Below are 20,947 nucleotides of genomic sequence, written 5' to 3'. Positions count from 1 at the left end.
TCCGCGAAGGCCGCGACAGCACCTGTGCGGGACAGGCAGGTCTTCTGGCTTCCGGATCATCCTGCCGGCCACGCCTTCCCTTTCACGCGCGAAAAGTGGCATTGTGTGGCCATCGTCACCGGTTACAGCGGCGGGACCGCGACGGATTTACACCGTCTTCCCTGTCAGGCTTGTATGGCACCTGTCCCTGGTCGAATTGTACGGCGGGAAGGCCGCCATCATAAGGTTGCCGCGCTGACCTTCCCGCCTGCTTCTGTTTTTAGCCGATAGGCGCGTAAAAGGCCATCCCCCAAAAGGGGGGATTTGCTTATGGCTCAGTCGGGGGAGTCGGATTGCGGCTGATGGCGCAGGCGCAGAAACCAGGCCAGGGGCAGGCAGAATTTGGCAAAGCCGGTCAGCAGGGTGCCGCTCAGAACGACGCCCCACATGATTGCGGCATCGAGACGCTGGCGATGCAGCCCCGTAATTAAAGTGGCTCCCCATAGCAGGATCAGGCCGAGTATCAGCTGGATGTTCTGACTCATGGCATGGATGCCCCAGAAATTTCCGGAGATGCGGGCCAGTTTACCGTGGCGCAGCTTGATTTCGATGAGTTTGAACCAGATGCGTCCTTCGGCAACCTGGGCCGAACCGTCGAAGATGTGATGCAGCAGATACAGGGCGATGAGCAGATAGCGGCTGATGCCCCAACCGTCGAAGCAGGCGCTGAAAAACGGCGGATAACACAATACCAGCATCAAAGCGCCGAGAGTCTGTCCAACGCCGATAATCATCAGCCCGTCGATGAGCTTTTGCATCTGGTATTGTTTGTTGTCATGACGTTCCAGGTGATCGACGAAGGAGGAAACCTTGACGCTGCTGACGAAGGTGATGGCCGGGTAGATGTATTTGGTCAACACCCCCAGGATCGCGGCGACCTGGTATTCGGTCTGCGCCATGCTGAACATGGTGTAAAGCACCGCTCCTTCCAGGATGCCTTTACCGACCGTGTACATGAGATTTCCCGCTTCGCCGAAGCGGTAAAATGGGCTGATTGCCAGGGCGTGACCCCAAAGTTGCGTTTTATGCAAAACTTCGCGCACCAGGCCCGGGCGCCGGTGGTCCACAAGGGGCGGTTCGTCCTGCGGCGGTATGGGTGGGATGTCAGGGTCCATGCAATGGTGTCTTTATACCTCGGGGTTGCCAGCACAGGCCGGAAGGCCGGCATGCACAATCAAATAAAGGCGTAACGGCGAAAAGATGACCGTTACGCCTTTGCTGATCGAAACAACAGGAACTGTCAGGTCACCGGCAGCAGCGCCGGTGACCCGGCAGGTGCTACATTTCCTGCAGGAGTTTTACAACCTGTCCCGCAGCTTTTTTCGGTTCGAGGCCGGTATCGGAGATGCCGGAGATAACCTTGGTTTTGTCATGGTCGGCGCCTTTTGCCACCCAGGTCGCCGGAGCCAGACGGGTCAGATAGGCCGAATAGGCGTGATGCCCGCTGCCCGGGCGTTCGCCGATGATGTGGATGATGGCCTTCGGTTTGGCGCCGGGGTCGGTGTACAGGATTTCACCGGCGCGATAACCGGCGCGTACGCGGCCGCTGGTGACCACGATGTTTTCTTTGGCGAGGGTCCAGCCCATTTTGGCCAGTTGCGCCTGCAGTTCTTCAAGGAAGGGCATGAGGTGATTCTCATCCATGAGGGCTTTGGCGTTCAGGCCATCGGAAATGATCACCTGTACGTCCGGCGCTTTGCCACCCCAGGCCGCCCGCAGTTTGTTGAGGGTTGCCACGGCGGCGTCGTTGAATTCCTCGCCGGTGCTCGGGTGCGCCACATAGTCTTCCCGGTCGGCCGATTTGGTCTGCACCGTTACGGCATTGGGGATGGAGGCGATGAACTCGGGCGTGAATTCGGCCCACAGGCTGACCTTGGCGTCGTCATAAAGGGCACGAATTTTCTTGTCGAGTTCCGGTTCGAGGTCCCAGATGTTCTTGCCGTAGCCGATGGCCAGAGGCACGCCGCGGCCCTGCACCCGGTCGACGGCTTTTTGGCCTTCGGCGTAGATTTCCTTCATGGCGCGCTTGTCGCCCTTGGCCAGGCGGTACTGATAGTAGACCCAGATCGGATCGCCAAAATGTTCCGTGGGCCTGCCGTTGGCGTCGATGACTTTGATTTTCTTGAAGAAGTTCCACATGTCGTCGTTGATTTTGTAACCGAACTTTTCACGCATGCGGACATGGTCCTGATAGGCGGTGGTCAGGTAGCTGAGCATCGGGTCGTTCTTGGTCGGCAGGGCCATCATGTACCCGGGGTTGGCCGGTGCGATCTGGTCCTGGCACCAGTCGAGATCGTTGAGGGTGACGGGCATGTGCAGCGTCGAACAGATGTCAAGGCCAATGATCAGACCATGCAGCTTGCCCATGGCGATGTCTTCCAGGCAGCAGCGCACCAGCTGCTCGCGGGTTTTGAAAATTTCCGGTCCGATGAATCCGGCCACATCGTTGACATGGCACCAGGCACCCTGGCCGGTGGTCTGGGCGGCGGCCACCTGCTGCTTGAGGGCGCGCGCAAAGCCATATTTGCGCGATTCATGCACCACCATGTCGAACCCCTTGCCATGACCGTTGGTGAAGTCGGCGCCCTGTCCGGTTTCATGATAGAGACCGTACTTGCCGGTGCGCATTTTGGCGTAATCCATCATTTTTTCCAGAGTCAGGTCGAAGGTCTTGTTGGCATCGACCACGCCGGCCAGGCTCTGGAACCAGATGGCGGTGCTGCCGGGGTTGTTTTTTTCCACCGCGGCCTGCACGTCGATATGCGCCAGAACGCACCAGGGGTTGTATTTGTCCACGTCAAAGGTCTGCATGACGTCACGCAGCGCCAGTTCGATAGCCTCCACGCTGCTCTCCTGGCTGTCGACCGGGTTGGTGCCCACTACCAGGTCGCCGACGGCGAAGGAATAGGCATCGAAGACCTGCCAGACGATGTCTTCGGGGTTGTCGGTCGGTGAGTTGGGCTGAATGCGGGCGCTGAAATAACCCTTGGCTCCGATTTTGGAACCGGGCAGGGGATTGAAGACCGTCTGCCCGACCTTGGTCAGTTCCTGGTTGGACATCAGCTTCACCACGTTGCCGATGATGTCGCTGTGCAACCCGTACATGATGCCCTTGATTTCTTTTTCGGACTTGGTCAGGATGAAATTCTTGAGTTCGCCAAGGGTCCAGTTTTTGACCTTGTTGTACTGGGCCTTGTCGGTGGTGTCGGTGATCAGGTCGTACTGGGCGTCCACGAACAGGGGCTTGGCCAGCAGATCCTTGATCTTGGTGTTGGCCAGCAGTTTTCGGGCGTTTTCGCGGCTGACGTCGTTATCGGCCGCCACGCCTATTGCCTCGTCCCCTTCCTTGAAGGAGTTGGCGGCGCCGACCACCTGCTGGTAAAGGGTCTGATCGAACTGACCCTTGACGCGTGTCACGTAGGCGAAGACATCTTCACCTGGCTTGACGTCGCTGACGGTGACGGCTCCGGTCAGGCTGGCCACGAAGCACAGCGCCAGGCCAAAAGTGATGCCGTACAAAAGTTTTCTGCTGCGTTGCATGTGACACCTCCGTTTCTCGGGTGAGCCACGGGAATTTTCCCGCCCTTGCTGGCGGGGTCCCATGTATCAGGTTCGTTTACACGCATACCAAAGTGGAGATGTTGCGGTTTTCTATTTCCGGTGTTTTTTCGCCTCCTCCCACATGTCGTTGAATGCTTTTTCGGTTTCCTCGGTCATGACCCGCCACAGGGCGACGGTTTTGAAGTAATTTTCATCGCCGACGTGGAACATGGCTTTTTCCTCGGCATTGAGGAGGTCGCCGGTATCGGCCACGACGGGTGAGACGCCCTGGGATTTCACCACATCGGCCTGCCGGGCCGGGTCAAGCATGAAGTTGATCCATTCCTCGGCCAGGGTTTTGGTCACGCCTTTGGCGCCGGCGCCAAGATACCAGGCATCGATCCAGGCGGTTCCGCCTTCTTTGGGAGCCGCGATCCGCCAGTTGCCGCCTTTGAGGTTGGCCTGCTGGGCTGCGAAGCCCCAGGTGGTGGCCAGCGAAAGCTCGGGGAACTCATCCGGATTGGCGGCGCCGTCCCACAGACTTTTGGCGTTTTGGGCCAGAATATTGAGCTGTTGCTGGATCTTTTCACGGTCAAGTCGCTCGATGTCGAAGATATCCGCATAGCCGTAGCCAAGGGCCAGCGCGGTGATCCAGACGTTAACCTTGGGGAAGTTGTTGTTGATGGTGTACTTGCCGGCGAAACGCGGTTCCCACAGAACGTTCCAGGTGTCCGGCGCGGTGTCGATGACGCCCGCGTTATAAGCCAGTCCATAGGGACCGCAGTTGTAGGGGACGCCGTAGCGGTTGCCTGCATTTATGGGCGTAATGTCGTCGCGAAACACGGCCATCATGTTTTTCAGGTTGGGGATGTTGTTGACATCCACCGGCTGCAGGTATTCACTGCCCGCGGTGTAACAATAGAAACGCGGGGTTTTGGGCAGCTCGATGGGCGGTGAGATCAGATCAGCGGTGTTGTCCTTTACCGCCTGAAAAAATTCGTCCTGATCGGTGGGGTTGGAAATCTGCACCTCCACGTCGATGCCGTGCTTTTCCTTGACCAGTTTCTGGAACTCGGCCACATAGGGTTTGGCGTAGCCGGCCCAGCAGGTGATGCGCAAGGTCTCCTTTTTGGTTTTGCTGCAGCCCGGGGCCAGTGCCAGGCCGATGGCGACCAGGCCCAGGATGCCGACAAACGGTACGCTCCAGAATGCCTTTCTCATCGTGGTCCTCCTGCTGTTTTGGTGTGCGGGGTTGGTGGGTTGCCTTGAGTTGCTGCCTGGCCGGAATGGAAACAAGCCGGTCAAACGGTGCCGGCGGGGAACTTGGTCCCCCGCCGGTTTCCGGTTTTGTGGATCCTTTGTCGCCTGCCTAGAAAGCGAAGGTCAGGTTGAGGGCCGCGGCCGTCTCGGTGTCGATGAGGTCCTTGGCGGCCGAGCTGATCGGCGACGAGAAAATGAAGATCGGGCTGATGGTCATCTGGTCGTTCAGGGCATAGTCGATGCTGGCGCTCAGCTCGTAGTTATGCCAGCCGGCATAGTCGGCCACGGTGCCGTCGGCATGCTGGTTGTAGGAGACCAGGGCCCCAAGGTTCAGGGCCGTGTTGGGAACCCATTGCCCGAGGTCGAAGGTGTGGCTGATGTCGAAGCTGTAGAACAGCCCGTCTTCCTCGGCGCGGTCCCAGTCGTAGGAGATTTTCAGGTTCGGGGAGAGCAGGGTGTTGAGGGTGAAGGTGACGAACAGTTCGTTGGTGTCTTCGCCCTCGATCATGTACCAGATGTCGCCCACCGACATGGAAATCATGTCGCCCAGGTCGAAGGCATAGGTGAGGATGACGTCGGTTTCGTTAAGTTCGCCGGCATTCCAGTTGGGGCCGCTGGTGAGCTGCCAGTTGTGCCAGGTGCTGAGGGTCCAGCCGCTGCCGAGGGTCAGGTCGATACCGGCCTGGATGGTGGGGCGGGAGTCGCTGAGATTGAAACCACGCCACATGTACTTGTCCCAGATGCCTGCGTAGACATCGCCTTCAACCTCGATCTTGGCCTGGGCGGTGGTGGTCAGCCCGGCGCACAGCACGAACATTGCGAGAAACAACACGCTCCGTCTTTTCATGTTTTTTACCTCCATGTTCAGCATGAAAGGTTGCCGACTGCCCGGGCACCTTCCCGGTAGCCGCGCAACCGTCTGGAAACAGGGTCCCCTCCCTTTTGCCGACAGGTCGTCGGTGCTATCGTCAAAACATGAAATGGAAACCGCCGGGGTCTGGACGATGCCATGTCCTCCCCTGCGATTTTTGGTGTGCGCCGTCGGGAACATGTCAGGCGCAAACACCGGCCTCCCCCGAACGGCGGGGGCTGGCCGGCAGTTTCTCTACAGTTCAAAAAGTAACACAGAGTCGCTGTCTTGCAAGGATGGTGTGCCGGTAACAGGTGGAAAAAACGGGAAATAATGCAAAAACCGGGCTGGTGGAAGGCGTCAGGTTGGTTGTTGAAGATATATTTCCCGGGTCTGCATGGGTTTTCCGGGGCAGGTCAGATAAAGAGCCAGCAGCACCGTGCGGCGCAAGGGGCGGCCGGGCAGGCAGCGGAAGACGCAGGCCAGGTGCTGCAGCTTGATCCCCTGTCCTCTGATGGCTTCGGATTGCAGGCGAACCTGTTCCTTTACCTGTTCCTGCTCTTCGCTGGTCAGGTCCAGATCCAGAAAAGCTGGAGCCTGGGCGGGCGCAACCCGCTCGACGCGCAAAAAGTCCCGGGCCAAAGCTTCCCGCGGTTCGGTGCCTGCGGTGGCCCCGGCGCCGCTTTGCAGAAACTCCCAGCAGGCCTCGAACAGACCCCGCTGGGACAGGGGATGGCGGAACAGATTGCGTCGTCGCCAGAAGGCCTCCAGTGCGCCCAGCCCGGCGGAAAGGCTGCCGTAAAGCACGGCAAGCTGCTCCAGGAACAGCTGCAGCCGCCCGGCGTTCCAGGTCAGATCGAGCAGCCGGCTGATGCCCCGCAGCCGCTCCAGTTCCTCGAAGGACAGCTGGGGCGTGCCCAGCACGGTGTAGGGTGGGTGCGGATCGAAACGCAAACCCAGGGCCCGGGCGTCCCGGCGCAGGGGTGCGCCGGGCAGCAGCTTGACCGGTTCAAGCTGCAGGTGATGGGGGCGCAATGCCATGATGCGGTCGACGGATTGCAGAAAGGAGGCGCTGCCTTCTTCCGGAAGGCCGGCGATCAGGTCAAGGTGCAGATGGATGTTGCCGGCGCGGCGCAGCCTGCGGACGTTGGTTTCCAGCCGCTCCAGCGAGGTTTCACGGCGGATGGCGGCCAGGGTTCGCGGCAGGGTCGATTGTACCCCGATCTCGAATTGAAAGGTGTCGGCGGGAACCTGCTCCAGCAGGGTCAGCGTCGCTTCGTCCAGCAGGTGCGCGCCGATTTCGAAATGGAACCGGCTGTCACGGTTGTTTTCCAAAATGAAGCGGAAGATCTCGCGGGCTCTTTCGATATCGTAATTGAAGGTGCGGTCGACCAGCTTGATGCAGGGGACGTTGCGTTCCATCAGCCATTGCAGGTCGGCACGGATGCGGGGCATCGAATAGGAGCGTACCCGCTCGTCGAGGGCGCTCATGCAAAAAGCACAGCGGTAAGGGCAGCCGCGGCTGGTTTCGAGATAGACCAGACCCCGCGACAGATCGACCAGCCCCAGGGGGTAGGGCGAAGGGATGGCGTCCAGATTATCGAGCAGCGGCCCGTCCGGTCCTGTCTGAACATTCGCGCCGTCGCGCCAGTTCAGACGCGCAATTCCTTCCGGAGAGGCGTTGTGCTGCCAGGCGTCGAGCAGGGCCCGCAGCGGCAGCTCGCCCTCGCCGCGTACCACGGCGCTGATGCCGGGATGGCGCGTAAACAGCTCCGGTCCGTCGAAAGAGACCTCGGGGCCGCCGAGCACCACCCGCAGCCCGGGGCGTGCCGTAACCAGGGCGTCGGCCAGGTCCAGGGTGGCGGTGCGGTTCCAGAGATATACGGAAAAGGCCACCACGTCCGGCTGTTCCGCCAGCAGCGCGGCCAGCACCGTTTCCTTAGGCTCGTGCACCGTGTATTCACGGATCAGCAGGGTCCGCTGTGCATGGCGGCAATAGGCGGCCAGCAGCGGCAGGGCCAGGCTGGCATGGATGAATTTGCTGTGAAGAGTGGTCAGGACAATGCGCATGGCGGCCAGCATAGCCGAGGATCATGGCCGAGAAAAGGGGAAAATCGATGTACGACGGGCCGGGATTGTGCCGGCACGCTATTCCCTCGCGCAATTGCCTGTGCTATGCTGTGCGGTCTAAGTGGTTATCGTATCGAAAAAAAGAGGATTCTGCCGCATGAAAAGCAACAAGACCATCCTTGCCGTGGTGGCCGACGCCAACGGCGAAGTATTTGAATATCCTGATCTGCTTATGGCCGGTATGAACGGCGGAAACACCCGGCTGCCCCGCCCCGGGGAGCTTGTTCCGCTGCCTGCCGGCAGCCGCCTTTTTACGATTCCCGGTACCCCGCCGGTCGGATGCGACGGGCGCAACGGGCGCGCCGTCACTCTGCGCAAACTGCCGCGTCATTACGGCGGTGGCAAAGCTCAGGCGGTATCGGCCTTTCTGACCCCGGGCTATACCCGCACCCTGCTGCCGGCCGCCGCCTATGGCGACAAGCAGGTGCAGTTGCCCCTGTGGTCCTACACGGCTGTCGGCTGGTGTGTCGAGGAACAGCGGTTCTACGCCGCCGCGGTGCGGGTTGACCGCAATACCCAGTGGGAGCCGGAGCATTTCGACGATCGCAAGCTCGATCCGCTGGTCCAAAAAATGCTGCGCGCCCATCCCGAAAACCGCCTGCTCGAACAACTGGCCCGCTGTGCTCTGGATTATCACTGTTTCGCTGCCAAGAACCTGTTTTTCCGGCGCTGGGAGGCGCCATTGCCGACCTCGCCGGTGTGCAACGCCCGCTGCCTGGGGTGCATTTCCCTGCAGGAAGCCGATTGCTGCCCCTCCAGCCAGGAACGCATCACCTTCGTGCCGACGGTTGAAGAACTTTGCCAAATAGCCGTGCCGCATCTGGAACAGGCGGAAAATGCCATCGTTTCTTTCGGCCAGGGCTGCGAGGGCGATCCTATTCTGCAGGCGGATACCATCTGCGAGGCGGTGCGCGAGATGCGGCGGCGCACCGCGCGCGGCACCATCCATTTCAACTCCAACGCTTCCGACCCCGATGCCGTCGAACGACTGGCGGAAGCCGGCATCGACTCCATCCGGGTGTCGATGAATTCGGTGCAGGAACATTTTTACACGGCCTATCACCGCCCCTGTGGTTATTCCCTCGCCCAGGTTTGCGAATCATTGCGGAGGGCCAAAAGTCATGGCCTGTTCACCATGATCAACTATCTGGTTTTCCCCGGTCTTAACGATCTCTCCGAGGAGGTCGCGGCTCTCGGGGATCTGGTGGAGGACGCCGGCGTCGATCTGATCCAGATGCGCAACCTGAGCATCGACCCGGACTTTTATTGCCGGGCCATGGGGCTGGCGGGAGAGGGTCTGGGAATGGTCGAGATGCTGCGTCTTCTCAAACAGCGCATTCCGCGTTTGCAATACGGCTATTTCAATCGCACGCGGGAGCAGTTCTTTCCCGAAGGATATGAGACCGACTGGCCGCTGCCGGCCTGATTGCGGCGACAGGAGAATGTGAACGGCGAATCATGCACCCGCTGCGTCCCAAATCGTTTCTATCTCTGGTATTGATCGGTTTCGCCATGGTGGCCCTGCCCTTTAACCTGGCCATGATCAATGCCGAATTTTTTCTGGATCGCCTGGCGCGACGCGGATCGCAGGCCGTATACCGTTCGGTGTCGGTGGTGCAGGAGAGCCGCAATCTGGTTGAACAGTTGCTGGCCCTGGAACGGCGTGTGCGCCAGTATCAGGTGTTGCGTGCCGCCGAGCTGCTGGCCGGCATCGAGGAAAAGCACAAGGAATTTGCGGTTTCCATCGAGAACCTCAGGGCGCTGCCGTTGCAGCCCGATCAACAGCAGCGCCTGCGGCAACTGGCAGACGCTGAACGGCAGCTGTATCTCGCGTTGCAGGGAAACGGTCAGGCTCTCACTCACGATCAGGCCTTTCTGGAGGGGTTTGACGAACTCAATCGTCTGGCCCGGGGTCTGCACGATGAAAGTCAGCAGCTGGTTGTCCGTGAAGTCGACGCGCTGCGGTCCTCGACCACCCGTGCACGGCGCATGCTGCTTTGGCTGGCCGTACTGCTGGTACCGGTTACCGGGCTGTTCACGGCTTTTTTTGCGCGGCGCATTACCGGTCCCATCCGCCAGATAAACCGGGGCATTTCCCGTCTCGGCGAGGGCGATTTTGCCTCGCCCGTCGAAGTCGGCGGACCGGACGACCTGCGGTTTCTGGGCACCCGTCTGGATTGGCTGCGGCAGCGCCTCGATGCGGTGGAAAAAGATAAGAGAAAATTTATTTCCCATGTTTCCCACGAACTGAAAACGCCGTTGGCTTCGATTCGCGAAGGGACGGAATTGCTGGCCGAAGAAGAGGTCGGCCCTCTCAACGACCAGCAACGGGAGATTGCCTTGATTCTGCGGAAAAACGGTCGCCAGCTGCACAAGCTGATCGACGATCTGCTTGGTTTCAGCCGCATGCAGGCCAGGATATCGCCGTTTCGTGGCGGCGCCGTCCCAATGGTGCCGCTTATCAAAGGCATTGCCGCATCCCAGAGGCCGGCGATACTCAAGAAAAATCTCGATCTGAAACTGGATATGGAGGATTTGACGCTGTTCGGGGATCGGGAACGCCTGCGCAACCTGGTGGATAATCTGTTGACCAATGCCGTCAAGTATACTCCCGTCGACGGGGTTGTCCGGATCATGCTTTGCAGGGAAGGTGACAAGGCCTTGCTGGAGGTGTCCGATTCGGGGCCGGGCATTCCCGCGGAGGAGCGGAAGAACATTTTCAAGCCGTTTTACCAGGGGAGCTCCCCCGTGCTCGGGCCTGTTCAGGGTACCGGTATTGGCCTGTCCATCGTGCAGGAATACGCGCGCGATCACGGGGCCAGTATCGAGGTTCTGGACAGCCCTTTGGGGGGCGCCTGTTTCAGGGTGAAACTGCCACTTGCGGAACAAGAGGGAGAATCATGAAGCCAACGGGTACGACCGGCTGTGTGCGAAGCATTGTCGCACTGCTGCTGCTGGCGTCGACGGCCGGCTGCGGCGTCTTTCCCCGCGTGACCTGGCCACAGTTGCCGAACGGGAGCATGACCGTCGAGACCGCGCTGGACGACTACCAAAAAGCCCAAACCCTGAGCCCCGCAAAGGCCGCCAGGGAGATGACGCGGTTGCGCCAGACCTACCGCCGCCACCCCGATGACGAAACCCTTTTCCAGCTGGTGGCCCTGGCGGTGCAGCCGGGGCGTTCTCAGGCGGATCGCCAGCTGGCACTTGAATTGCTGAGGGATTATCGCCGGCGGGAGCCGGGCGATCAGCGGCTGCTGGTTCTAGCCTCGATGCTGGAAGGCCGGCTTGCGGAACAGCTGCAGCTGACCTCAGAGCGCGACAGGGCCCGCCAGCAGGCCCAGGATCTGGAAACCCGCGGTCGGGAGCTGGAGATCAAAAATCGCGAACTCCAGGAAAAACTCCGGGCTCTGGAAAATATCGAAAAAATTCTGCGCCAGCGCGAATCCGAGCGTTAGCTTTTCGCCGGCGACCTTCGAGGATACCAATGAAAGAAGACAAGCAACGTCTGTTGTTGGTGGATGACGACACCGATTTGCTGCGCCTGTTGTCGATTCGCCTGCGAGGCGCCGATTACGAGGTGCACATTGCAGAAAGCGGCGAGGAGGCTCTGGCCAAAATACCGGTATTGCGTCCCGATCTGGTGATTACCGATTTGCGCATGGCGGGGATGGACGGCATGTCCCTGTTTGACGCCATTCGCGGCCGCCAGGCGTCCTTGCCGGTGATCATCCTGACCGCGCACGGCTCCATTCCCGATGCGGTCGATGCGACCCGACGCGGCGTGTTCAGCTTTCTTACCAAGCCTTTGGACAGCAAGGTGCTGCTGGAGGAAATCCGGCGCGCCCTGCGCATTTCGGGAGCCCCTCCGGAAGCGCAAGGGGCACACGGAGAGTCCTGGCGTAGCGAAATCATTACCAAAAGTCCGCTCATGGAAGACCTTCTGAGCAAGGCGAGACTGGCCGCGCAAAGCGAAGCGGCTGTGCTGGTCCGAGGCGAGAGCGGTACCGGCAAGGAGTTGATCGCCCGCGCCATTCACAAGGCCAGCGTCCGGGCCGCAAAGCCTTTTGTCGCCGTCAATTGCGGGGCCATTCCCGATACCCTGCTCGAATCGGAACTGTTCGGTCACACCAAAGGAGCCTTTACTGGCGCCATGAAGGATTATCCGGGGCTGTTCCGCTCGGCGGAAGGTGGCACCCTGTTCCTCGATGAGATCGGGGACATGCCCCTGTCATTGCAGGTCAAGCTGCTGCGGGTGCTGCAGGAAAAACAGATGCGGCCGGTCGGTTCGGTGGCCACCACCTCCGTCGACGTCCGGATCATCAGTGCGACCCACCGCAATCTCGAAGAAGAAATAGCCAGCGAGCGTTTTCGCGAGGACCTTTACTACCGTCTCAATGTGGTTTCCCTCGAATTGCCCAACCTTGCCGAACGGCGTGAGGACATACCGCTTCTGGCCAATCATTTTCTGCAAAAATTCGCTGTTCGCAGTGGAAAAAAAGTTACCGGTTTCGCGCCGGAGGCGATGGAGGCGCTGATTTCGGCGTCCTGGCCGGGCAATGTGCGGCAATTGATCAACGTGGTCGAGCAGGGGTTGGCTCTGAGTACCACTTCGCTGATTTCGGCTTCGCTGGTGGCTGATGCCATCCATGAAAATATCGAAAAAATTCCTGCCTTCAGTGAAGCCCGCCGCCAGTTCGAGCAGGACTACCTGGTCAGGCTCATGCAATTCACCCGTGGCAATGTCGCTCACGCGGCACGGTTGGCCGGCCGCAATCGCACCGAATTTTATAAATTGCTGGGACGACATCATGTCGTGCCGAGTCTTTTCAAGAACCAGTGATCTTTTCCTGTTTCCTTCCGGCGACATGATCCGCCCGACGGCTTCGGCACGTTGCTATCCCGGCGCACTTCATTCCACCGCGAAAATCCCGAGGATTTCCCTGCCAATCGTGTCGTCAAAGGACGACGATTTAGCCCCCGCGCCCCGCCTGCCTGGTCCGCCGCCTAACCCCGCCAAAAGATCATTCAAGTTTGCGGGATGTCAAAGGGGGGGCGGCTGGCATCGTTGCTTCATGAATGCTTTTTCCGTCCTTGTCCTTGCTCCGTTGCCATGTTAAAAAAACAGCAAAGGACAACGCCGCACCGCGGCATCTTTCCGGCATGGAGGACGGTATGCTCGACTTGAGGATAGACAGCGACAAGTGCACCCGCTGCGAACAGTGTGTTCGCGATTGCCCGTTGAATGTTTTGGCCATGGGGGAGGGGGTACCCTGCGTTGGTGAAGACAAAGAGGAGAAATGCATCGAATGTCAGCACTGTCTGGCGGTCTGTCCGACCGGCGCTCTGGGGATATTGGGCCTGAAGCCGGAAGCCAGCCTGCCGCTGGCCGGGAATTTCCCCTCGGCAGCGCAGATGGAAACCCTTATCAAGGGGCGGCGCTCCATCCGGCGCTTCAAACATGAGCCGGTCGATGCACAAACTGTCGACGAGCTGCTCCGAATCGCCACCCACGCACCCACCGGCGTCAATTCCCGCAAGGTTCTGTTTACGGTGATCGAGGACCAGCAGACCATGGAGCAGGTCAAGCACGCGACCATGGAAGGCATCCGGACACTGGTCGCGGAAGAGCGGCTGCCCAAGGGCAAGGAATTCTACGGTGGCATTCTGCGGGCCTGGGACAAAGGCGCGGATATCCTTTTCCGCAAGGCTCCCCACCTGTTGATCGTGTCCGTCGACGCCAAGGCGCCGACACCGATGGCGGATGGTTTCATCGCCATGACCACCTTCGAAATGATGGCAGCGACCATGGGTCTGGGCACCCTTTGGGACGGCCTGGCCAAGTGGGCCATGGTCGATATGCTTCCGGATCTCGGCATCCGGCTCGGCATTCCCGAATCTCACCAGATTGTGTATGTCATGTTGTTCGGCAAGCCGGCGGTGACCTACCATCGTACCGTGCAGCGTGACGCGGATCTCAAGGTCAACCGTGTGATCTGGGACAAACAGTAGCGCATAACACGATCAATTGCCCGTTTGACAAAAGGCCCCGTCTACCGACGGGGCCTTGCTGCTAATCCCGCACCGAGAGAATAAATTTGCGCGCCACATAGACAACGCTGCCCGGCATGACAACCGGAATGAACCGGTTCGGCCTGTTGAGGTAATCGCTTACCCGGCTGCGGTGCTGCGGGAGATCGACGAAAATGTCGCCGGTGATTTCCTGTCCGCAAAGGGTGGTGATCCCGACGTGGTACCTTTTCCCCAAAGTCATCAGTTCGTGCAGTTCTTCCGCTGAAGGTGTCGTGGCCCGGACAATGTTGGCGACATTCAGGTGGAGAGTCCCGGCGGCGGTTTTTACCGGCAGAAAAGTTTCTCTTCCGTTCAGCAGTTCGCCGACGCGCTGCGGGCCAGGCCGGCGGGCTTCGTAAAGACTGAGAAAAACCTCTCCCTCCAATCCGGAACCGTTGGCCAGGGTAAAGAACACCGGCCTGCGGTTCTTGGCGATTTTTTGATCGTCCATGCCTGCTCCTGTTGGGTTTGCTACTGAAACAAAGCCTTGTTGGCCGCGAACTTCTGCGCCTCTTCCCGGGTGATTTTTCCCGCGTTCAGCAGGTCCTGGATGGCCTGATCCATGAGCTGCATGCCCTGATTTTTGCCGGTCTGGATCACCGAGGGTATCTGGAAGGTCTTGCCTTCGCGAATCAGGTTGGAGACCGCAGGGGTCACCGAAAGGATTTCGAGGGCGGCGCAGCGTTTGCCGTCCACCGTCCGCAGCAGTTGCTGGGCGATGACCCCCTTGAGAGACTCGCCGAGCATGGTGCGGACCTGTTCCTGCTGGTTGGTGGGGAACACGTTGATGATGCGATCCACGGTTTTGGCGGCGCTGCTGGTATGCAGGGTGCCGAACACCAGATGCCCGGTCTCGGCGGCGGTGATGGCCAGCTCGATGGTTTCCAGATCGCGCATCTCCCCGACCAGAATCAAATCGGGATCTTCCCTCAGTGCCGCCTTGAGGGCTGCTGCGAAGGAGCGGGTGTGCCGGCCCACTTCGCGCTGATTGATCAGGCTCTGCTGGCTGAGATGCACGAACTCGATGGGGTCCTCCACAGTCAGGATGTGATCCTTGCGGGTTTTGTTGACGTGGTCGATCATGGCTGCCAGCGTGGTTGACTTGCCGCTGCCGGTCGGCCCGGTGACCAGCACCAAACCTTTTTTGAAGCGGGTCAGATTGAGCACGGTCGGCGGCAAACCGAGTTGTTCGGCGCTGAGGATTTCCGCAGGGATGAGGCGGAACACTGCGCTGATGCCGAGCCGCCCCATGAAGATATTGGCGCGAAAACGCGATTTCAGCTCCGCGACCTCATAGGCGAAGTCAAGATCGCGGGTATTCTCATAGGTTTTGCGTTGTGTTTCGCTCATGATCTCGTACAGCAGGGCCTTGTTCTGCTCGTGACCGAGGGCCTGGCTCATGATCGGCTCCAAATCACCCGATCGGCGTATGAGCGGCGGATTTCCTGCTGAAAGATGCAGGTCGGAGCCTCCCTTGTCTTTCAAAATTTTGAACAGAGAATCGATTTTTGCCATGATTTTGTCCCCAGTGGCCCTGTTTCGTCAGGGCAGCTCGTGTTCATCCGGTAACCGCGGATGGATACAGCGCAGGTTTTGTATGGGAAAAGAGTTGTTTCCGGGTGAAACCCAGCTGAAAAGTGTTGATCCAGATCCCGGCAACATTGCATGTTGCGTGCCTCTGCGGCCGGATATGGCGCTTGCCTGTTTTTTTTCGCGCGGGGTGGGATGGTGCGGGTGCACAGGGGTAATGGACAAAAAAAAGCGCGTTGTCCTGGAGGTGGAGGCAACGCGCAAAAGATGGAGGTTTTAAACCGTGTGTTGTATCGCTCTGCGGAGCGTTTTGTCTATGGTTGGACTATACCTGCCCGGCCTCGAATCCACCACGTGGCTTTCCGTAAAAATGGCGGGACGTTTACCCCTTTTTGACTGTTCAAATGCACAGTCGGAAAGGGTGGTCGATGGGCATCAGATTCTGACGACCTCCACCATGTAACCGTCCGGATCCTTTAGAAAGTAGAATTTGGGTTCGCCACCTGCCAGTCCTTTGAGGGGCCCGGGGGTAAAGCCCAGCGCCTCATGCTGCCTGTGAGATGCCAGCAGGTCCTTGACCCCTACCGCCAGGTGGGAATAGCCGTCGCCGGCCTGATAGGGGCTGGTGCGGTCGTGATTCCAGGTCAGTTCCAGTTCAAAGCTGCCTCCTGAGCTGCGCAGATAGGAAAGGGTAAACTTCTGTTCCGGGAAATCGAGTCGCCGGGAAATTTCGAAGCCGAAGGCCTGCTGGTAGAAATGTTCGGATTTTTTCAGGTCGAGGACCCGGATGCAGCTGTGAATCATCTCGTATTTCATGTCTGTCGCGCTCCCATGATGGTTGTCTCGGACCGAAGTCACCTGTAGTGGCTTAAAGTTTCTGCTGATTGCCGGGTGTGAGTCAGCACCCTGTCTCTCATACTATAAATGTTTTACGCACGCTTTGCAGGCGATGGCAGGATTCGGAGGGGACGATATTGCTGCCCAGCACAGAAAGTCCGCCGCGGTGCGGCTTCGTCCTTTCGGATCGGTAGCGCTGCTGCGGTATGGATAAGGAAGATCAAGCGTTTCGCGGGCCAGGGTGTCGGCATTGCCGGCAGCCAATGCGGGATTTTTTTGCTGTGGAGCAATTGGCGGATGGTTCAATAACGGTTGTGCCGGCATGCGGTTTGCCTGTCTTTACGGATTTTCGGGCGCAGCGGTTCGTTCGGCAAAGCGTAGCCAAGGCTGATGATCAAAACGACGCGCCTGTTTCTGGGGATATGCAGCAATTTTTTGACGGTCTTTTCATCGAACCAGCCCATCATGCAGGTGCCCAGGCCCAGGTCGGCGGCCTGCAGACAGAAGTGGGCGGCGGCGATGCCGAGATCGAGAAGAGGGAAGTCGCGTCGCTTGACCATCGCTCCCATCCGCACGGTCCACTTCGGTTTTTCCCGCACCAGCACGGCCAGCACCGGTGCCTGCGCGGCAAAACGATTGAGGTTGAAGGCTTTGCTGTGGGCAGCGCGGGCGACTTTGTCTTTAAGCAGCGGCTTGTCCACCAGGATCAGCGTCCACGGTTGGGCGTTGCAGGCGGATGGCGCCAGGCGTACCGCTTCGGCGAGTTGCCGAAGTTTCTCCGGTTCCACCTGGCGATTGCTATAGTTTCGTAGGCTCTGGCGGCGTTGGAGCAATTCCGAAAAATCCACAGGGCCATCCTCTCCAGGCGCGGGGTCAGGATTGCGGCTTGCCGCCCCAAACCGGGTCGTCTTCATACTGCCGCCGCAGTCGCTCTTCGGGGCATTGTTCGTAAAAGGTCTGCTCGTCGAAGCCGAAACGGTAGTGGCGGATATACTCAAGCAGCAGCCTGTAGGCCGCATTCAGCTCCCGGATGGCGTCGCCGTCGGTCCGGTTGCCGCCATCCGGGTGATAAGCCTTGGCAAGCTGGCGGTGGCGGGCTTTGAGTTCCTGCAGGGAAGCCGTTTCGCCGAGGCCGAAGATTTGAAGCGCTTTTTGCAGTTCTTCGTAAGTCATGGGCATCCATCTTTGGTTGTGGCGGGCTTTATACGATGTCATCAACTATAGATAAACAAGGTCATTAAAACAACCGGCGGCGGTGGCCGATTGTCATTCCGGGTCGAAAAACGTGCTGATTTTGCTGTCCGGCATTGCTTCCCGTCGCCAAAAGCGATAGGTTTTTTCTTGAGGTTTCTCACCCATTTCTATTCAAACGTGGGAGGATGACATGAGAGCAAACGAAGTTGCCGACGGAATCTACCGTCTTTGCGCCAATATCGGTTCCGAGGTGCTTTTCGAAGGGATCTGGCCCCTGCCGAAGGGTGCTTCGATGAATTCCTATCTGGTCAAGGGAAAGGATGTGGCCATCATCGACGGGGTCGGCGATTGGGACGGCGTGCCGGAAACGCTTTATGCCCAACTCGATCAACTGGGCGTGAAGGCGGAGGACATACGCTATGTGATCATCAATCATACCGAGCCGGATCACACCGGCTGGCTGCGGTCGTTTTCGTCCATGAACCATGATTTCGAGGTGCTGGCCACGGCCCGCGGGGTGGAACTGGCCAAAGCCTTTTTCGGACTGGATGTGGCTTTCCGGGCGGTCAAGTCCGGGGACAGCGTCGACCTGGGCAACGGCAAGCGGCTGGTATTCGAGGAAATCCCCAACGTGCACTGGCCGGATACCATGGCCACCTTCGAGACGTCTACCGGCACCCTGCTCTGCTGCGATGCTTTCGGTACTTTTGGCGCCATTGGCGAGGCGTTCTGTGACGATCAGCTCGATGCGGCGCAGCTTGAAATTTTCGAGCGGGAGGCGTTGCGCTATTACGCCAACATCGTGGGGCGTTTTTCGCAACAGGTGATCAATGCCATCGACAAGGTGAGCAAGCTCGATGTCCGCATTGTCGCTCCCGGGCACGGTCCGATCTGGCGTCGAAACCCCGAACGCATCATCCGACTCTATCAACGCCTCGCATCCTATGCCAAAGGACCGGCCAGACCTCTGGTCACGGTGCTGTGGGGCAGCATGTACGGCAATACCCGCAAGACGCTGGAGCCTCTGCTCGATGGCATTGCCGAGGAGGGCGTGGACGCCGTCGTTTATCAGGTGCCGCAGAGCCATATCGGCGATATTCTGGCCTCGGCCTGGGAATCGACCGGCATTGCGCTGGCCATGCCGACCTACGAGTATCAGATGTTTCCTCCCATGGCCGTCATTCTCGATGAACTCGGTCGCAAGTCCGTCAAAGGCAAGCTGGCGATGCGCACCGGCAGCTTCGGCTGGTCCGGCGGGGCGCAGAAGGAACTCGATGAAATCCTCGAACGGCGCCATATGGGCTGGCATTTTGTCGACCCGGTGGAATTCAGGGGGGCGCCGACCGTTGATACCCTCGAACAGGTGCGTCGTTGCGCCCGGCAGCTGGCTCGGCAGGTGCGGGAATCGGCCCTGCCTGACAGTGTTTTCTGAGTGTGGGGAGGTCTTGCAGGATGGGCTTGCCGCATGAGGCATTTGAGGGTAGAATACCACCCTTTTTCTTACCTGGTTTCCATCCGGGAAAGGCTCTTTTCCCATATGAAAACCATGCTGTATCCATCCGCGGTTTGAGGATGGATACTCTCTGAGAGGTTTGCCCATGGAAGATAAACTGGTGCTGGTCACCATGACCGGGCCGGACCGGGCCGGGATTATCGCCGCGGTGGCCGGTTGCATTGCCGAGGCCGGCGCACGCATCCGCGATATAGAACAGAGCGTGGCCCATACCACGGCTTCCCTGTCGGTGCTCATCGAACTGCCCGACGGTATGCGCGACAACAAGCCGCTGCTCAAGGAGCTGCTGTTCCGGGCCAAGGAACTGGGCCTCGATCTCGATTTCGAAGCGGTTGATCCGGCATCTTACCGGCTGCGACAGCCGGGCTGCACCTATGTGCTGACCATGCTCGGCACCGAGGTCAACGCCGAGGCGCTGACGCGGGTCGGCGCCACGCTGGCTGCCGACCGGGTAAATATTCAGCGCATCAACAAGCTTACCCGCGGCCAGTTGCGCTGCGTCGAGTTTGCCATCAATGTCCCCGAGGGGCTCGACATCAAGGAGCTGACCCGCAAGCTGCTCAACGCCGGCGTTGGCCTGGGTATCGATATCGCCCTGCAGAAGGAAAACCTCTACCGCCGCGCCAAGCGTCTGGTGGTGCTCGACATGGATTCGACCCTGATCCAGGTCGAGGTTATCGACGAGCTGGCGCGGCTGGCGGGTATTGGTGAGCAGGTGGCGCAGATTACCCATCGGGCCATGAACGGCGAGCTCGACTTTCAGCAGGCCCTGCGCGAGCGGGTAGCCTTGCTCAAGGGACTCTCCAGCGATGCGCTGGAAGCGGTCTACCGTGCCCTGCCGTTTACTCCCGGCGCCAAGAACCTGGTGCGGGTTTTGCGCCAGCTCGGATTCAAGACAGCTGTTATCTCAGGGGGATTCAATTTTTTCACCGATCGGCTCAAGCAGGAACTGGGACTCGACTATGCCTACGCCAACGAGTTGGTGATCGAAGACGGCAAGGTGACCGGCGAGGTGCGCGGTACCATTGTCGATGGCCAGCGCAAGGCCGAACTGCTGGAGGAAATCGCCCGGCGCGAGGGCATAGCCCTGAGCCAGGCCATCGCCATTGGCGATGGCGCCAACGATCTGCCAATGATCGGCAGAGCCGGTCTCGGTATCGCCTTCAACGCCAAGGCCCGGGTGCGCGAGCAGGCCCAGTATCGGATCAATCAGCCGAGTCTCGATTCCATTCTCTACCTGCTTGGCATTGCCGAGTGGGAAATGGCGGAACTGGAAGGGTGAAGCTCCCCGCGCCACTGATCGAAGGGCATTTGCTGCGGCGTTACAAACGCTTTCTGGCGGAGGTGGAACTTGCCGATGGAACGCTGGTGACGGCGCATACGCCCAACACCGGCAGCATGCGTCAGTGCGCGGTGCCGGGACACCGGGTGCTGGTCTCCCGCAGCGACAATCCGAAACGCAAGCTGGCTTATACCCTGGAGTTGATAGAGGTCGAAGGGTACTGGGTCGATACTCATACCCATCGCACCAACCGGGTGGTGGAAGAGGCGTTGCGCGGCGGGGCGATTGCCGAGTTGCGTGACTGGCGGGTCACACCGGAGCATGTTTACGGTAACAGCCGTATCGATTTTCTGCTGGAAAAGGGTGAGCGCAAGGCCCTGGTCGAGGTTAAAAACGTAACTCTCATCTGCCGTCCCGGAGTAGCCTGTTTTCCGGACGCGGTGACCGCGCGGGGGCAGAAACATCTGATTGAACTGATGCGGGCCGCTGGCCAGGGCTATCGCGCGGTTATCTTCTTTCTGGTGCAGCGTGGCGAAGCACAGGCCTTCTGCCCCGCCGACTCCATCGATCCGCGCTATGGCGAGTTGCTGCGCCAGGCGCAGGACTGTGGGGTGGAGATTCTGGCGTACCGCAGCCGGGTGAGTGTCGCGGAGAACCGTGTCGATGTTAGGTTGCCGGTTATTCTCGATTGAGGACTTCTCTG

Annotated in this window: 18 protein-coding genes and 1 riboswitch; of the genes, 8 read left to right on the top strand and 10 right to left on the bottom strand. The window is 59.5% G+C overall.

Features of this window, described 5'->3' with window-relative positions; translation table 11 throughout:
* Positions 1-17: 17 nt before the first annotated feature.
* Positions 18-200: riboswitch (cobalamin riboswitch) on the bottom strand.
* A gap of 114 nt (positions 201-314) precedes the next feature.
* The 5 genes from A6070_RS13695 to A6070_RS13675 form a co-directional block, all read right to left on the bottom strand.
* Entirely contained in the window at positions 315-1,154 is an 840-nt protein-coding gene (locus tag A6070_RS13695; RefSeq protein WP_072286290.1) for a hypothetical protein, read from the bottom strand.
* Between the two features lie 163 nt (positions 1,155-1,317).
* Positions 1,318-3,579: an ethanolamine ammonia-lyase gene (locus tag A6070_RS13690; RefSeq protein ID WP_072286289.1), complete on the bottom strand. Its 2,262-nt coding sequence runs from the start codon at positions 3,577-3,579 to the stop codon at positions 1,318-1,320.
* A gap of 111 nt (positions 3,580-3,690) precedes the next feature.
* Positions 3,691-4,800, bottom strand: coding sequence for an ABC transporter substrate-binding protein (locus A6070_RS13685; RefSeq protein ID WP_072286288.1), 1,110 nt, complete (start codon positions 4,798-4,800; stop codon positions 3,691-3,693).
* 148 nt (positions 4,801-4,948) lie between these two features.
* Positions 4,949-5,686: a TorF family putative porin gene (locus tag A6070_RS13680; protein ID WP_072288024.1), complete on the bottom strand. Its 738-nt coding sequence runs from the start codon at positions 5,684-5,686 to the stop codon at positions 4,949-4,951.
* Between the two features lie 363 nt (positions 5,687-6,049).
* Positions 6,050-7,771: a B12-binding domain-containing radical SAM protein gene (locus A6070_RS13675; protein WP_235605470.1), complete on the bottom strand. Its 1,722-nt coding sequence runs from the start codon at positions 7,769-7,771 to the stop codon at positions 6,050-6,052.
* A gap of 145 nt (positions 7,772-7,916) precedes the next feature.
* Between A6070_RS13675 and A6070_RS13670 the strand changes: the two genes are divergently transcribed.
* The 5 genes from A6070_RS13670 to A6070_RS13650 all read left to right on the top strand — a co-directional run bounded on the left by A6070_RS13670 (position 7,917) and on the right by A6070_RS13650 (position 13,828).
* Complete coding sequence (locus A6070_RS13670; protein WP_072286287.1) at positions 7,917-9,245, top strand: radical SAM protein; 1,329 nt, start codon at positions 7,917-7,919, stop codon at positions 9,243-9,245.
* Between the two features lie 32 nt (positions 9,246-9,277).
* Positions 9,278-10,723, top strand: a complete 1,446-nt coding sequence (locus A6070_RS13665; protein ID WP_072286286.1) for a HAMP domain-containing sensor histidine kinase — start codon at positions 9,278-9,280, stop codon at positions 10,721-10,723.
* Positions 10,720-11,274 carry a hypothetical protein gene (locus A6070_RS15475; protein WP_072286285.1) on the top strand — a complete coding sequence of 185 codons (555 nt, stop codon included), beginning with the start codon at positions 10,720-10,722 and terminating at the stop codon, positions 11,272-11,274. Before A6070_RS13665 ends, A6070_RS15475 begins: the two co-directional genes overlap by 4 nt.
* A 29-nt stretch (positions 11,275-11,303) precedes the next feature.
* Entirely contained in the window at positions 11,304-12,659 is a 1,356-nt protein-coding gene (locus tag A6070_RS13655) for a sigma 54-interacting transcriptional regulator (RefSeq protein ID WP_072286284.1), read from the top strand.
* A 332-nt stretch (positions 12,660-12,991) separates the two neighbouring features.
* On the top strand, positions 12,992-13,828 hold the full coding sequence (locus A6070_RS13650) for a nitroreductase family protein (protein WP_072288022.1): 837 nt from the start codon (positions 12,992-12,994) through the stop codon (positions 13,826-13,828).
* Positions 13,829-13,889: 61 nt separating this feature from the next.
* Here the strand turns inward: A6070_RS13650 and A6070_RS13645 are convergent, their stop codons facing one another.
* The 5 genes from A6070_RS13645 to A6070_RS13620 all read right to left on the bottom strand — a co-directional run bounded on the left by A6070_RS13645 (position 13,890) and on the right by A6070_RS13620 (position 17,428).
* The gene (locus A6070_RS13645; protein WP_072286283.1) at positions 13,890-14,339 is read right to left on the bottom strand and encodes a hypothetical protein; all 450 of its coding nucleotides are present in this window, start codon (positions 14,337-14,339) and stop codon (positions 13,890-13,892) included.
* Positions 14,340-14,359: 20 nt separating this feature from the next.
* Entirely contained in the window at positions 14,360-15,403 is a 1,044-nt protein-coding gene (locus tag A6070_RS13640; protein ID WP_072286282.1) for a type IV pilus twitching motility protein PilT, read from the bottom strand.
* Between the two features lie 450 nt (positions 15,404-15,853).
* Positions 15,854-16,234 (bottom strand): lactoylglutathione lyase, encoded by a 381-nt coding sequence (gene gloA / locus A6070_RS13630; RefSeq protein ID WP_072286280.1) that lies wholly within the window; start codon positions 16,232-16,234, stop codon positions 15,854-15,856.
* 323 nt (positions 16,235-16,557) lie between these two features.
* Positions 16,558-17,103 carry a nitroreductase family protein gene (locus A6070_RS13625; RefSeq protein ID WP_072286279.1) on the bottom strand — a complete coding sequence of 182 codons (546 nt, stop codon included), beginning with the start codon at positions 17,101-17,103 and terminating at the stop codon, positions 16,558-16,560.
* A 25-nt stretch (positions 17,104-17,128) separates the two neighbouring features.
* Complete coding sequence (locus tag A6070_RS13620) at positions 17,129-17,428, bottom strand: J domain-containing protein (RefSeq protein ID WP_072286278.1); 300 nt, start codon at positions 17,426-17,428, stop codon at positions 17,129-17,131.
* Between the two features lie 211 nt (positions 17,429-17,639).
* Here A6070_RS13620 and A6070_RS13615 point away from each other — a divergent pair, with 211 nt between their 5' ends.
* The 3 genes from A6070_RS13615 to sfsA all read left to right on the top strand — a co-directional run bounded on the left by A6070_RS13615 (position 17,640) and on the right by sfsA (position 20,936).
* Positions 17,640-18,881, top strand: coding sequence for an FprA family A-type flavoprotein (locus tag A6070_RS13615; protein WP_072286277.1), 1,242 nt, complete (start codon positions 17,640-17,642; stop codon positions 18,879-18,881).
* A 166-nt stretch (positions 18,882-19,047) separates the two neighbouring features.
* Entirely contained in the window at positions 19,048-20,244 is a 1,197-nt protein-coding gene (serB, locus tag A6070_RS13610) for a phosphoserine phosphatase SerB (protein ID WP_072286276.1), read from the top strand.
* Positions 20,241-20,936: a DNA/RNA nuclease SfsA gene (gene sfsA, locus A6070_RS13605; protein WP_072286275.1), complete on the top strand. Its 696-nt coding sequence runs from the start codon at positions 20,241-20,243 to the stop codon at positions 20,934-20,936. The genes serB and sfsA overlap by 4 nt, the downstream gene beginning before the upstream one ends.
* The last annotated feature ends 11 nt before the right edge of the window (positions 20,937-20,947 follow it).

The sequence above is a fragment of the Syntrophotalea acetylenica genome (assembly GCF_001888165.1).
Taxonomy (GTDB): Bacteria; Desulfobacterota; Desulfuromonadia; order Desulfuromonadales; family Syntrophotaleaceae; genus Syntrophotalea; species Syntrophotalea acetylenica.
This window is presented reverse-complemented; position numbering and strand designations above follow the sequence as displayed.

Coding starts and splice junctions, on each gene's coding strand:
- A6070_RS13695 (WP_072286290.1), bottom strand. CDS start 1,154: ATGGACCCTGACATCCCACCCATACCGCCGCAGGACGAACCGCCCCTT.
- A6070_RS13690 (WP_072286289.1), bottom strand. CDS start 3,579: ATGCAACGCAGCAGAAAACTTTTGTACGGCATCACTTTTGGCCTGGCG.
- A6070_RS13685 (WP_072286288.1), bottom strand. CDS start 4,800: ATGAGAAAGGCATTCTGGAGCGTACCGTTTGTCGGCATCCTGGGCCTG.
- A6070_RS13680 (WP_072288024.1), bottom strand. CDS start 5,686: ATGAAAAGACGGAGCGTGTTGTTTCTCGCAATGTTCGTGCTGTGCGCC.
- A6070_RS13675 (WP_235605470.1), bottom strand. CDS start 7,771: ATGCTGGCCGCCATGCGCATTGTCCTGACCACTCTTCACAGCAAATTC.
- A6070_RS13670 (WP_072286287.1), top strand. CDS start 7,917: ATGAAAAGCAACAAGACCATCCTTGCCGTGGTGGCCGACGCCAACGGC.
- A6070_RS13665 (WP_072286286.1), top strand. CDS start 9,278: ATGCACCCGCTGCGTCCCAAATCGTTTCTATCTCTGGTATTGATCGGT.
- A6070_RS15475 (WP_072286285.1), top strand. CDS start 10,720: ATGAAGCCAACGGGTACGACCGGCTGTGTGCGAAGCATTGTCGCACTG.
- A6070_RS13655 (WP_072286284.1), top strand. CDS start 11,304: ATGAAAGAAGACAAGCAACGTCTGTTGTTGGTGGATGACGACACCGAT.
- A6070_RS13650 (WP_072288022.1), top strand. CDS start 12,992: ATGCTCGACTTGAGGATAGACAGCGACAAGTGCACCCGCTGCGAACAG.
- A6070_RS13645 (WP_072286283.1), bottom strand. CDS start 14,339: ATGGACGATCAAAAAATCGCCAAGAACCGCAGGCCGGTGTTCTTTACC.
- A6070_RS13640 (WP_072286282.1), bottom strand. CDS start 15,403: ATGGCAAAAATCGATTCTCTGTTCAAAATTTTGAAAGACAAGGGAGGC.
- gloA (WP_072286280.1), bottom strand. CDS start 16,234: ATGAAATACGAGATGATTCACAGCTGCATCCGGGTCCTCGACCTGAAA.
- A6070_RS13620 (WP_072286278.1), bottom strand. CDS start 17,428: ATGACTTACGAAGAACTGCAAAAAGCGCTTCAAATCTTCGGCCTCGGC.
- A6070_RS13615 (WP_072286277.1), top strand. CDS start 17,640: ATGAGAGCAAACGAAGTTGCCGACGGAATCTACCGTCTTTGCGCCAAT.
- serB (WP_072286276.1), top strand. CDS start 19,048: ATGGAAGATAAACTGGTGCTGGTCACCATGACCGGGCCGGACCGGGCC.